This window comes from Actinomycetospora straminea, from assembly GCF_028737255.1.
GTDB classification, from domain to species: Bacteria; Actinomycetota; Actinomycetes; order Mycobacteriales; family Pseudonocardiaceae; genus Actinomycetospora; species Actinomycetospora straminea.
Map to the genome: position 1 here is coordinate 41374 of NZ_JAQZAN010000031.1, position 12221 is coordinate 53594.

Consider the following 12221-nt stretch of genomic DNA (forward strand, 5'->3'; position numbering starts at 1 on the left):
GACTCACGCGCCGACTCACGATCCGCTGTAGCGCAGCCCCGTCATCGTCAGCACCGTGCGGTCACGGTCGTCGCGCAGCACCGCGCGGGCGCTGCGCAGGCGTCGGCCGCCGTGCTCGACCTCGGTCGTCGTGTGCACCGTGCGGCCGTCGACGGGCACGGCGCGCAGGAACGTCGCCGTGGCCTCGTCCGCCGGGCCGCCCAGCACGTCGGCGAGCGCCCGGGCGGGCAGCGACGCCAGCGCCCCGCCCTGCACGACGCCCGCGTGGTTCACCGCCACGGGGTCGGGGGCCGCGCCCTCGAGCACGAGCCCGTCGGGCGCCCGCGGCGGGTCGGACCAGGTGGACGCGGCGCCGGGCCACGTCGACGCGGCGACGCCGTCGGCGAGGACCGCGTTGCGCCCGATCGCCCGCGCGACCGTGCGCCCGGCGTCGTCGGTGATCACCGCGGTGCTCAGGGCGACGCCATCGGTGACGTCGTCCAGCGTGCCCACCCCCCGCAGCGACCCGGAGGTCCGCGCGACGACGTGCAGCGTCAGCCGCAGCGTCGTGATCCGCTCCCCCGGGGCGAGCGTGCCGGTGACGGCCACCCCGGTGACGAAGTCGGCGAGCACCCACAGCGCCGCGTCGGGCTCCCGCGCCGGCGCGGGCAGCGCGGGCAGCACAGGGAGCACCGCCTCGGCCCGCCCCGGCGCCACCGCGCGCAGCCGGGCCCCGACGGCGGCGTGCACCGGCGCGAGCGGGACGTCGTCGGCGACGCAGCGTTCGAGCGCCCGCAGCGGGGCGTCGGTGGCGGTGCTCAGGACCGCGCGCCGGCGCGGATGTGCGGCGTGACCCCGGTCAGCTCGGCGGCGAGGTCCCACAGCGCGGCCTGGGTGGCGCGGTCGTGCGACGCGACCGTCGAGCCGACCGGCACCGGCGGCCCGGAGATCTCCTGGAAGCCGCTGGGGCCGACGTAGGTGCCGCCGGGCAGGTCGGGCACCGTCGCCGCGTAGAGCGTGGGCTGCGCGCCACCCGCCGGCCCCTGCGCGACGATCTTGTTGAAGACGCCCATGGCGAGGTCCTGCACCGACTCGGTGCGGCTCTGCAGGTTGGTCGCGCTGTAGCCGGGGTGCGCGGCCATCGAGCGCAGCGGCGACCCGGCGGCGACGAAGCGGTGCTCGAGCTCGTAGGCGAACATCAGGTCGGCGAGCTTGGACTGCCCGTAGGCGAGCCAGCGCTGGTAGCGGCGGCGGCGCCAGTTGAGGTCGGCGAGGTCGATCTTGCCGACGCGGTGCGCGACGCTCGACAGCGTCACCACGCGGTCGGTGACGACGTCGAGCAGCAGGCCCGTGAGGGCGAAGTGGCCCAGGAAGTTCGTGCCGATCTGCATCTCGAAGCCGTCGGCGGTGCGCCGCTCCGGGACCGCCATGAGGCCGGCGTTGTTGATCAGCACGTCGACCGGACCCTCGAGGTCGGCGGCGAAGGCGCGCACCGAGGACAGGTCGGCGAGGTCGAGGCGGCGGACCTCGGTGGTCCCGCGCCCGGCGATCTCGGCGGCGGCCTGCTCGCCCTTCTCGGTGTCGCGCACGGCGAGCACGACGCGGGCGCCGGCGCGCACCAGCTCGCGGGACGCCTCGAGGCCGATCCCGGAGTTCGCGCCGGTGACGACGAAGGTGCGGCCGGACTGGTCTCCGATGTCGGCGGGGGTCCACGCGGTCATGCGCGTCCCGTGCCCCGCGGGGTGATGATCCAAACGGTCGTCGGCCGTGGTCACGGCCGCACGAGCACCTCGGCCAGGTGGCGGTACACCTCGACGTTGACGCCCAGCCCGACGTGGCTGCCGCGGACCTCGCGCCACTCCGCGTCGTCGGGGCGGCAGGCCGAGGGCCGCACGATCCCGTCCTCCGCGCTCCAGATCGCGACGACCGGCGGCGTGGCCGGCGCCTGCAGGTCGGCGGAGAACGGGCAGGGGCAGCGCACGGTCAGGCAGTGCGGCCGGTGGGGGCGCACGACGTTCTGCGCGACGCGGGCGCCGCTGACCGCCGCGAGCGTGAGGACCGACGCGTCGAGCTGCGAGGCCAGCGGGCTGCCGAGGGCCACGACGCGCCGGACCCGGTCGGGGCTGCGCGCCGCGAGCGCGCGGGCGAACAGGCCGCCCCGGCTGTGCCCGACGAGCGTGACCGGGGCGCCGGCGCGCTCGGCGACGTCGGTGAGCCGGCGGTCCAGGCGGCGCACCGCGGCCTCGGAGCAGTCGACGTTCCAGGTGATGCCCGAGCGGTAGGACCGGTGGCCGACCTTCCGCAGCCAGTCGTGCAGGACGGCGAGGGTGAGGTCGCCGGCGAGGAACCCCGGCACGAGCATCACGGGCGCGCCGTCGCCGTGCGGGACGTCGGTGCCGCGCCACGTGTCGGACAGGAGCAGCCGCGCCAGCTCGAGGTGCACCCGCGCCTCACCGAACGGGTGCCCCCACCAGCGGACCGGCGGCGGCAGCTCCGTCACGCCCCGAGGGTATGTGAGTGATTTTCACGGCTATAGCCGTGAAAATCACTCACCTACGGGCTCAGCCGCGGGCGTAGGTCTCGGCCGTCTTGGCCTCGAACTCCAGGGCGACGAACTGCTCGTCGCCGACCACCCAGGCGTCGTGGCCCGGGGTCAGGCGGTAGCTCTCGCCGGCGGCGAGGTCGGCCTCGGTGCCGTCGTCGGCCCTGACGTGCAGGTGGCCCGCCACGACGTAGCCCAGGTGCGCCGCCTGGCAGCTCTCGCCGCCGACCACCGGCTTGATGCACTCCGACCAGCGCCAGCCCGGCTGCGCGGTCAACCGGGCGATCGTGGCGTCGCCGAGCTTCACGACCTCGAGGCGGGTCCTGTCCGGGGTGCGGGTCTCGTCCGGCGCACCCATGTTCCTGTGCTCGATCGCGGCCATGACGGCCTCCTTCGACGTGGCTCACCCGGGACCCGGGCGCCCCCCGTCGGGCCGCTCAGTGTGACGGTGTTCGTCGCGGCCGTCGCCGACCGCCACCCGTCCGGCCCAGCAAACGTGACTCAGAGCCAGCGCGTCAGGGTGCCCGGGTACAGCGCGTCGACGATCCGGGCCCACAGCTCCTGCGCCGGCGGGCCGCGCCGTCCACACCTGCCGGTCGGTCGCGCCGGCGGCGACAGCGGCCGGCTCACGGCGCCCGGTCGGTGAGGTAGCGGACGACGGCGAGGACGCGGCGGTGGTCGTCGTCGGTCACCGCCAGCCCGAGCGCGTCGTAGATGCCCGACGAGTGCGCCACCACGGCCTTCTCGGTGATCGACAACCGGCGGGCGATCCCGCTGTTCGTGCGGCCCTCGGCGATGAGGGCCAGGACCTGCCGGCGACGGGGACCCAGGCCGGCGATGGCGTCCTCGCGGCGCGACATCATCGCCGCGGCGACCTCGGGGTCGAGGGCCGTGCCGCCGGCGGCGACGCGGCGGAGGTCGTCGCAGAACCCGGCGCCGTCGGCGATGCGGTACTTCAGCAGGTAGCCCACGCCCGCGGCGGAGTCCCCGAGCAGCTCGCGCGCGTACCGGCGGGCGACGTGCTGGGACAGGACGACGACGGCCGTGCCCGGCACCTCGGTGCGGACGCGCACCGCGGCGCGCAGGCCGTCGTCGGTGTGCGTCGGCGGCATCCGGATGTCGGTGACCAGCACGTCGGGACGGCGCTGCCGGGTCAGCTCGACCACCTCGTCGGCGTCGGCGGCGCTGCCCACGACCTCGATCCCGGACCGTTCCAGGACCAGGACCAGCCCCTCGCGCAGCAGGGCCTCGTCCTCCCCGATCACGACCCGCACGGCACCTCCAGCACCAGACGGGTCCCCCGGCCCTCGGCGCTGTCGAGGACGATGCCGCCGCCGACCGCGCCCGCCCGGTCGGCGACACCGCGCAGACCGGCGCCCGCCCCGACCCGCGCGCCGCCGACCCCGTCGTCGGCGACCTCCACCCGCAGCCGGCCGCCGACCCGGGCGATGTCGACGGCGACCTTGGTGGCCCCGGCGTGCTTGACCGCGTTGGTGACCGCCTCGACGACCACGTGATAGGCGGTGCTCTCGGCGGCCGGCAGGAGGTCCTCGTCGGCGCCTGCCTCGGCGGTGAGCACCAGCGGCAGCGGGCTGCGCTCGGCGAGGTCCTCGACGGCGGCGACCAGGCCCTGCTCGATGAGCAGCGCGGGCAGCACGTCGTGGACGAGGTCGCGCAGCTCGGTGACCGCGTCCTCGATCCCCCGCCGCACCGCGGCGAGCGAGCCCTCGTCGGCCACCGAGGCGTCCGACGCGGCCACGGCCAGCAGCACCAGCCGGCTCTGCAGGCGGTCGTGCAGGTCGCGGGCGAGCCGGCGGCGCTCGCGGTCGCCGGAGGCGACGAGGCGTGCCCGCGACGCCCGCAGGTCCTCCCGGCTCGCGAGCAGCGCCGCGGTCAGCCGCTCCCGGTCGGCGGCGAGCGCGACGATGCGCCCGGCCGCGCGGACCGGTTCGGGGTCGGGGTGCAGCGCGCGGTCGTGGATGACGACGGCGACCTCCCGCTCCCCCAGCACGACCGGGACGGCGACCCGGTCGTCGCCCGGCGCCGGGAGCGCCACCGGGGCGCCGGCCTCGTCGACCCACGACCCGTCGGCCCCGTCGGTCCCCTCGGCGCGCTCCACCGGGAACGCGAGCCGCAGGGACGGGTCGCCGAGCGCGCGGGCCAGCGCCCCGCGCAGGTCGCCCTCGCGCCCGGGGCGGGCGAGCCAGGCGGCCAGTTCCTGGAGCTCCCCGGTGCGCGCGAACCCGCCGCGCAGCATCGCCGCCGTGAACGCCACCGGCACCCCGGCCTGGGCGAGGAGCTGCAGCACCGGGGCGAGCAGGGGGTCGGCGCCGGCGTAGCGGGTGAGCGCGCTGAGCACCGAGATGCTCAGCACCGCCACCGCCCCGTAGGCGTAGACCGGCAGCAGGGCGCGGCGCCGGTCACGGTCGGCGAGGACCAGACGCCGCACGAGCACGGCGGCCACCACGCCGAGCAGGGCGGTCGCCGCCACGGTCTGGGCCAGCGTCGCCGCCGCCGCGACCGCCGGCCGGTCGGCGACGAACAGCGGGTCGTAGGGCGTCGCGAGGGGCGTCGCGGCGTAGCGCGCGGGCTGCGGCAGGAGCGCCACGAGGTAGCCGGCGGCCGCCAGCATCCGCGGGCCGCGCGCGCCGAGCCGCCCGGACGGGAACGCGAGCAGCGCGTGCAGGACGATCGCGATCGGGATCCACGCCGTGATCTGGCCGACGGCGATCAGCGCCGGGACGAGGGTGTTGACGAGCGCCGCGGCGAGCCACGCGAGGGCGCCGGCGACGAGGATCGGGCCGGTCCGGTTGCTCGGGCGCCGCGCCCACGCCACCGCCCCGACCCCGGCGTACACCACGCCGGTGAGCGGGAGCAGTACGAGCAGGCCGTACGGCCCCTCCGGGCTGCCGACGAGCAGCACCATCTCGATCGCCGCGCACAGCACGACGGCGGCGACGAGCGCGACCAGGGCGAGGCGCAGGGTGCGCGTCGCCGCGCCCGACCGTCGCCCCCCGCGATCCACGTGATCACGGTGGCACGCCGCGGGGTGCGGGTCGAGGCCGTCCCACAGGCCCTGCCGCAGGCCGTGACCCGCGGGGACGGGCCGATCACACGGCGTCGGGGGACTCCTCGAGCCGGCGTTGGCCCAGCCGGCCACGGGTGGCGACGACCAGCACGAGCGCGACCACCCCGAAACCGATCATGTACGGGAAGGCGCTGGCCACGGCCTCGGGCGGGAAGATCGCCCCGAGGGTGCCCGTGAACGTGTCGATCGAGGAGTGCACGAGGACCGCGAGCAGCAGGCTGGCGCGGGTGTTGTTGAAGACCCAGGTGATCACGACGGTGAACGTGACCGCGGTGAGGGTGAACAGCACGATGCCCGACAGCCCGCCGCCGCCCGACGACGCCGCCCAGGACGGCACCAGGAACTCGGGCAGGTGCCAGAGCGCCCACAGCACCCCGAGCACCAGGGAGGCGCCGAGCGGGCCGAGCGAGCGCTGCATGCGCGGCAGGGCGAAGCCGCGCCAGCCGATCTCCTCGAACAGCGGCCCGCCGAGCACCGTCACGAGCAGGAACGTCACCACGTAGGACACGAGGTAGCCCGGACCGCCGAGGGCGCCGAGGGCCGGCGCGGTCCCCGCGTAGACCATCGTGCCCACCAGCATGATCAGCGGGACGCCGACGAGCGCCACGACGTACCAGCGCACCCCGACCCGCCACCGCACGAGGCGCGCGAGCAGGCGGCGCACCCCCGCGCCGCCGCCGGTCACCCACGCCATCACCAGGCCGGCCAGCGCCGGTCCGAGGAGGATCGCGGTCGCGTTGAGGTAGCCCACCAGGGCGGGGTCGATCCGCGTGGGCAGCAGCCCGGCGCCGTCCTGGCCGAGCGTCCACGGCGCCCACACGATCCACGAGAACGCGTAGGCCATGACGAAGAACGCGACGAGGGGACGGCGCGCGAGCACCCCCGTCCGCTCGGACCGCTGTCGACCCGGTGACACCGTCATGGCCGGTCGTCCCTCCCGCCCGGCGGCTCGCCGGACCGTCACGTCGCTGCGGATCGGACGCTAGGTCGCTGGTCCGGCGGGAGGAAGGGACCTGGGTCCAGGGGGTCTACGGCGACCGGCGCGCGCCGGCGTACGTCAGGCGGCGCACGACGATCTCGGCGGGACCCCGGTGCCCGGCGCGGGCGAGCGGGCCCGCGACGAGCACGCCGACCAGCCAGGTCGCGAGCCCCACCGTCGTCGCCGTCACCAGCGACGCCGAGGCGCCGAGCCCACCCGCGATCGTCGCGAACACGGCCACGAACACCACCGACTGCGAGAGGTAGAGCGTCATCGACCAGGTCCCCGCCGCCGCGACGAGGTCCCGCCCCGGCCAGGACACGCTGCCGAGCAGGCCCATGACGCCCAGCAGCCCGAGCGCACCCGCGTAGCCCCCGGCGGCGTGGGCCGCCCCGACCAGCGCGCCGGTCGCCCCCGCCGGCGCCCACGTCCCCGCGACGGCCAGCGCCAGCGGGAGCCCGAGCAGCACGCCCGCCCCGAGCCCGCCGACCGCCCACACCGCGAGCCGGCGCCGGTGCGCGACGGGGTCGTCGAGCGTCCCGGACTGCGCGATCACCACGCCCACCAGCACCGCGGGCGCCGTGAGCAGCGCCGAGAACACCGTCGTCACCAGCCACGCCGGCGGGTGCTCGCCGAGGAAGGCGGCGACCGTGGGCGCGGCGATCGAGGGCACCGTCGGGACCCCCTGCGGCGTGCCCTGCCCGGTCGAGAGCAGGACGCCGACCACCGCGAGGCCGCCGGCCGTCACGAGGAGCGCCCGGGACGCCGCCCTGCTGCCCACCGACGACGCGACCATCGGCGCGCAGAGCAGGGCCACCAGCCCGTAGGCGCCGATGATGTCGCCGGGGAAGAGCAGGACGCCGTGCAGCGCGCCCACCCCGAGCAGCACGAGGCCCCGGCGGCGCAGCACCCGCTCGGGCGCACGCTCGGCCAGGCGCGCCAGGCCGTAGCCGACGAGCGCGGCGAACAACGGGTACACGCGCCCGTCGACGAGCACCATCTGCACGACGGCGAGGACGCGGTCGACGCCCGGGAGCTCCACCGGGTAGCCGCGGTAGCCGATGGGGCGGGCGACGAGGTAGAGGTGCGCGTTGGCCACCGCGATCAGCGCGAGCAGGAGCCCGCGCGCGAGGTCGGGGGTGACGCTGCGCGTGGCCAGTCCGGCCGGTCCGGTCACCCTGGATTCCTCCTGCTCCGCCCCGTGTGTCCCGCGCCCGGCGCCCGGCGGGCCGCGCCGGAGGACGGCGAGGATGACACGATGGCGCGGTGCACCTCACCGAGCCCCCGGACGGCACGCCGGACGATGCCGCCCGCCTCGAGCAGCGGCACCGCGCGCTGGACGAGGACCACCGGGTGTGCGACGCCATCGCCGCCCTGCCCGACGGCGCCGTGATGCACGCCTGGGTCACCCGCTTCGCCCTGCTCGCCGACCCCACGCGGCTGACGCTGCTGCTCTGCATCCACGCCGCCGGCGAGATCTGCGTGTCCGACCTCGCCGTCGCCGCGGGCCTCAAGGACACCACGACGTCCCAGGCGCTGCGCCTGCTGCGCGCGCAGGGCCTGGTCGCCACCCGCCGCGCCGGGCGCGTGGTGCGCTACCGGCTGGCCGACGAGACCGTGCACGCGCTGCTGCACGAGGTCGTCGCCGAGCCGGCACGTCTATAGCGCGAGCAGCTCCGCCAGGATCTGCTCGAGCCGGCGCGCCTCGATGAGGAACGCGTCGTGCCCGAACGGCGACTCGATGCGCCGCACCTCGCCCGCCCCGGGGATGAGGGCGGCGAGCTCCTCCTGCTGGTGCAGCGGGTAGAGCCGGTCGGACACCGAGCCCGCGACGACCGTCCGCGCCGTCACCGCGCCCAGCGCCTCGGCCAGCGACCCGCGTCCCCGGGCCACGTCGTGGCCGTTCATCGCCCGGGTGAGCTCGACGTAGCTGCCGGCGTCGAAGCGGTGCACGAGCTTCTCGGCGTGGTGGTCGAGGTAGCTCTCGATCGCGAAGCGCCCGTCGGTGCCCGGGTCCTCGCCGGGCTGCGGCCGGCGGGCGAAGCGCGTGTCGTACTCCTCGGCGGTCCGGTAGGTGTTGTGCGCGATGCGCCGCGCGACGCCCAGCCCGACGTGCGGGCCCTGCCCGCGCTCCCGGTCGTGGTAGTCGCCGCCGTGCCAGCCCGGGTCCTCGCGGATCGCGGCGAGCTGCGGGGACGCCCACGCGATCTGGTCGGCCGACGCCGCGGCCGGCGAGCACAGCAGCAGCAGGCGCTCCACCCGCGACGGGTACGTGACGGCCCACTCGAGCGCGCGCATGCCGCCCATCGAGCCGCCGAGGACCGCGGCCCAGCGGTCGATGCCCAGCGCGTCGGCGAACCGTGCCTCCACCGCCACCTGGTCGCGCACCGTCGTCCGCGGGAAGCGCGAGCCCCAGGCCCGGCCGTCGGACGCCGGGGTGGCCGGGCCGGTCGTGCCCTGGCAGCCGCCGAGGACGTTGGGCGCGACGACGAACCAGCGGTCGGTGTCGACGGCCTTGCCGGGCCCGACCAGCGCCGTCCACCAGCCCGGCGTCGGGTGCCCGAGCCCCGTCTCCCCGGTGACGTGGCTGTCGCCGGTCAAGGCGTGCAGGACCAGGACGGCGTTGTTGCCGTCGAAGCGTCCCCACGTCTCGTAGGCGACGCGCACGTCGGGCAGCGTCTCGCCGCCCTCGAGCGTGACGGCGCCGATGTCGACGAAGCGCCGGTCCCCGACCGGGTCCCCCTCCCGCCACGCGCCCGTGGCGGGAGGGAGCACCGGGACGGTCTGCAGTGAGTCGGTCACGCAGCCCGGGCCCTCACTGGGCGGACTTGGCCGCGGTGAAGCCCGCCTCGAGGTCGGCCAGGATGTCCTCGACGTTCTCGATCCCGACCGACAGGCGCACCAGGCCCGGCGTCACGCCGCTGGAGCGCTGCTCGGGCTCCGAGAGCTGGCTGTGCGTCGTCGACGCCGGGTGCACGATGAGGCTGCGCACGTCGCCGATGTTGGCGAGGTTCGAGTGCAGGCTCGTGCCGTCGACGAACGCCCGGCCGGCCTCGACGCCGCCGCGCAGGTCGAACGCGACGATGCTGCCCGCGCCGCGGGGCATGTAGCGCTGCTGCGCCGCGTGCCACGGGCTGGACTCCAGGCCGGCGAAGTAGACCTTCTCGACCTCGTCGCGGCCCTCGAGCCACTCGGCCACGCGCTGGGCGTTGTCGACGTGGCGCTCCAGGCGCAGCGACAGCGTCTCGATGCCCTGCAGGATGAGGAACGCGTTGAACGGGCTCAGCGCCGCCCCGGTGTCGCGCAGGTGCTGGACCCGCATCTTCGCGGCGAAGGCGCCCGGGCCGAGGGCCTCCCAGAACTTCAGACCGTGGTAGCTCGGGTCCGGCTCGTTGAAGCCGGGGAAGCGCTGCGGGTCGTCGCCGAACGAGAACGTGCCGCCGTCGACGACGAGGCCGGCGATGCTCGTGCCGTGCCCGCCGAGGAACTTGGTGGCGGAGTGGATGACGATGTCCGCGCCGTGCTCGATCGGGCGCACGAGGAACGGCGTCGGGACGGTGTTGTCCACCATCAGCGGGACGCCCGCCTCGTGGGCGACGTCGGCGACGGCGCGGATGTCGAGGACGTTGTTCGCCGGGTTCGGCAGCGTCTCGGCGAAGAAGAACTTGGTGTTCGGCCGGACGGCGTTCCGCCACTGCTCGAGGTCGTCCTGGTCGTCGATGAACGAGACCTCGATGCCCATCTTGGGCAGCGTGTAGTGGAAGAGGTTGTAGGTGCCGCCGTAGAGGCTGGGGCTGGAGACGAAGTGGTCGCCGGCCTCGGCGATGGTCAGGATCGCCGCCGTCGTGGCCGCGCTGCCCGACGCGAACGCGAGGGCCGCGACGCCGCCCTCGAGCGCCGCGACGCGCTGCTCGAGGACGTCGGTGGTCGGGTTCATGATCCGCGTGTAGATGTTGCCCGGCTCGGCGAGGCTGAACAGGTCGGCGCCGTGCTGGGTGTCGCGGAACGTGTACGACGTCGTCTGGTAGATCGGCGTCGCCCGGGCGTTCGTCGTCGGGTCGGGGGTCGAGCCCGCGTGGATCTGCTGGGTCTCGAACGACCAGCCGGCGTTCGCGTCCGTCATGGGGTGATCACTCCATCGTGGGTGGTTCGGGGATGTGCTCGTCGTGCTCGTCGCGTTCGCTGTCGGTCGGGGTGCTGCCCCTCAGCGACACCGCTCGTCGAACGCGTCGACACGACGACTCGGCCAGAAACCTTCGAGATCGACCCGCACCACGGCGGCGATCCTCTCGCCGGAGGCCACCGGGCACAACTCACGCGCGGGGGTCACGGGGGTCACGTCGCCCACCGCCTGGCGTGGTGGACCGCGTGCTGGCAGCCTGCCAACGGTGACGGCCTCCGCGGTGGATCTCGGTGATCGGGAGTTCTGGGCGGCGCCCTGGGCGCAGCGGTTCGCGGCGTTCGCCGGCCTGCGCGCCGACGCCGGCCTGCCCTGGTTCGCCGAGCCCGAGTTCCCCGGCTTCGAGCGGGGGCCGGGGTTCCGCGCGGTCACCCGCCACGCCGACGTCGAGTACGTCAGCAAGCACCCGGCGCTGTTCTGCTCGGGGCGGGGCGCGGTGTCGATCCTCGACCTGCCCGCCGAGGCCCACGAGTTCTTCGGCTCGCTGATCAGCATGGACGCCCCGCGGCACACCAAGATCCGCCGGATCGCGGCGCAGGCCTTCACGCCGCGACGGACCGAGGCGCTGCTCGACGACGTGACCCGGGTGTCCCGGTCGGTGATCGCCGCGGCGCGCGAGGAGGCGCTGGCGGGCGACGGGTCGTTCGACCTCGTCACCGACGTCTCGGCGCGCATCCCGCTGCTGATCATCTGCGACATGATGGGCGTGCCGGAGTCCCGGCGCGAGGAGGTCTTCGCGCACTCCAACGTCATCCTCGCCGGCGACGACCCCGAGTACGTCACCTCGGACAACCCGCTCGGCGACTACCTCGCCGCCGGTGCCGGGCTCTCGGGGCTCATGACCGAGCTCGCCGCGGCCCGCGAGGCCGAGCCGACCGACGACGTCACCTCCGCGCTCGTGCACGGCACCGTCGACGGCGAGCGGCTCACGCACCAGGAGATCGCGTCCTTCTTCATCCTGCTCTGCGTCGCCGGCAACGAGACCACCCGCAACGCGATCACCCACGGCGTCTGGGGCATGCACCTCGACCCGTCCCAGTGGGAGGCGTGGTCCGGCGACGTCGAGGCCGTCACCCCGACCGCCGTCGACGAGGTCGTGCGCTGGGCCTCCCCCATCAACTGGATGCGCCGCACCGCGGTCGAGGACACGACCGTCGCCGACGTCGAGGTCGCGGCCGGCGAGAAGCTGTTGCTCGTCTACGGGGCGGCGAACCGCGACGACACCGTGTTCACCGACCCGGACCGCCTCGACCTGCGCCGCTCCCCCAACCCGCACCAGGGCTTCGGCGCCCACGGCCCCCACTTCTGCCTCGGCGCCCACCTCGCCCGCCGCGAGATCGCCGTCGCCTTCCGCGAGCTCTTCGCCGGGATGCCCGACCTGCGCGTCGTCGGCGAGCCCGACCGCCTGCGCAGCATCTTCGTCAACGGGATCAAGCACCTCCCCGTCGCGATC

General features: G+C 75.5%; 12 protein-coding genes. 2 read left to right on the forward strand and 10 right to left on the reverse strand.

All coding sequences use genetic code 11. The features are described 5' to 3' along the window. Nucleotides 1-15: 15 nt before the first annotated feature. The 8 genes from PH190_RS28575 to PH190_RS28610 all read right to left on the reverse strand — a co-directional run bounded on the left by PH190_RS28575 (nucleotide 16) and on the right by PH190_RS28610 (nucleotide 7765). Nucleotides 16-729: a PaaI family thioesterase gene (locus PH190_RS28575; protein ID WP_274234937.1), complete on the reverse strand. Its 714-nt coding sequence runs from the start codon at nucleotides 727-729 to the stop codon at nucleotides 16-18. 68 nt (nucleotides 730-797) lie between these two features. Beyond that, nucleotides 798-1700, reverse strand: coding sequence for an oxidoreductase (locus PH190_RS28580; RefSeq protein WP_274234938.1), 903 nt, complete (start codon nucleotides 1698-1700; stop codon nucleotides 798-800). 50 nt (nucleotides 1701-1750) lie between these two features. Continuing rightward, nucleotides 1751-2479: an alpha/beta hydrolase gene (locus tag PH190_RS28585; RefSeq protein WP_274234939.1), complete on the reverse strand. Its 729-nt coding sequence runs from the start codon at nucleotides 2477-2479 to the stop codon at nucleotides 1751-1753. Between the two features lie 61 nt (nucleotides 2480-2540). Next, complete coding sequence (locus PH190_RS28590; RefSeq protein ID WP_274234940.1) at nucleotides 2541-2903, reverse strand: cupin domain-containing protein; 363 nt, start codon at nucleotides 2901-2903, stop codon at nucleotides 2541-2543. Nucleotides 2904-3147: 244 nt separating this feature from the next. Then, nucleotides 3148-3795, reverse strand: a complete 648-nt coding sequence (locus tag PH190_RS28595) for a response regulator transcription factor (RefSeq protein WP_274234941.1) — start codon at nucleotides 3793-3795, stop codon at nucleotides 3148-3150. Beyond that, nucleotides 3783-5546, reverse strand: a complete 1764-nt coding sequence (locus PH190_RS28600) for an ATP-binding protein (RefSeq protein WP_274234942.1) — start codon at nucleotides 5544-5546, stop codon at nucleotides 3783-3785. Before PH190_RS28600 ends, PH190_RS28595 begins: the two co-directional genes overlap by 13 nt. Before the next feature lie 85 nt (nucleotides 5547-5631). After that, nucleotides 5632-6531, reverse strand: coding sequence for a type II CAAX endopeptidase family protein (locus PH190_RS28605; RefSeq protein ID WP_274234943.1), 900 nt, complete (start codon nucleotides 6529-6531; stop codon nucleotides 5632-5634). A 106-nt stretch (nucleotides 6532-6637) separates the two neighbouring features. Further along, the gene (locus PH190_RS28610; protein ID WP_274234944.1) at nucleotides 6638-7765 is read right to left on the reverse strand and encodes a DUF418 domain-containing protein; all 1128 of its coding nucleotides are present in this window, start codon (nucleotides 7763-7765) and stop codon (nucleotides 6638-6640) included. An 89-nt stretch (nucleotides 7766-7854) separates the two neighbouring features. Here PH190_RS28610 and PH190_RS28615 point away from each other — a divergent pair, with 89 nt between their 5' ends. After that, complete coding sequence (locus tag PH190_RS28615; RefSeq protein ID WP_420791720.1) at nucleotides 7855-8253, forward strand: ArsR/SmtB family transcription factor; 399 nt, start codon at nucleotides 7855-7857, stop codon at nucleotides 8251-8253. Here PH190_RS28615 and metX read toward each other — a convergent pair. Beyond that, the gene (gene metX, locus PH190_RS28620) at nucleotides 8248-9390 is read right to left on the reverse strand and encodes a homoserine O-acetyltransferase MetX (protein ID WP_274234945.1); all 1143 of its coding nucleotides are present in this window, start codon (nucleotides 9388-9390) and stop codon (nucleotides 8248-8250) included. The two genes, PH190_RS28615 and metX, sit on opposite strands and share 6 nt — an antisense overlap. 13 nt (nucleotides 9391-9403) lie before the next feature. Continuing rightward, nucleotides 9404-10711, reverse strand: a complete 1308-nt coding sequence (locus PH190_RS28625) for a bifunctional o-acetylhomoserine/o-acetylserine sulfhydrylase (RefSeq protein ID WP_274234946.1) — start codon at nucleotides 10709-10711, stop codon at nucleotides 9404-9406. 265 nt (nucleotides 10712-10976) lie between these two features. Between PH190_RS28625 and PH190_RS28630 the strand changes: the two genes are divergently transcribed. Further along, nucleotides 10977-12221, forward strand: a 1245-nt coding sequence (locus PH190_RS28630; RefSeq protein ID WP_274234947.1) for a cytochrome P450, incomplete at its 3' end; no start/stop codon positions are given.

Coding starts and splice junctions, on each gene's coding strand:
- PH190_RS28580 (WP_274234938.1), bottom strand. CDS start 1,700: ATGACCGCGTGGACCCCCGCCGACATCGGAGACCAGTCCGGCCGCACC.
- PH190_RS28590 (WP_274234940.1), bottom strand. CDS start 2,903: ATGGCCGCGATCGAGCACAGGAACATGGGTGCGCCGGACGAGACCCGC.
- PH190_RS28605 (WP_274234943.1), bottom strand. CDS start 6,531: ATGACGGTGTCACCGGGTCGACAGCGGTCCGAGCGGACGGGGGTGCTC.
- PH190_RS28625 (WP_274234946.1), bottom strand. CDS start 10,711: ATGACGGACGCGAACGCCGGCTGGTCGTTCGAGACCCAGCAGATCCAC.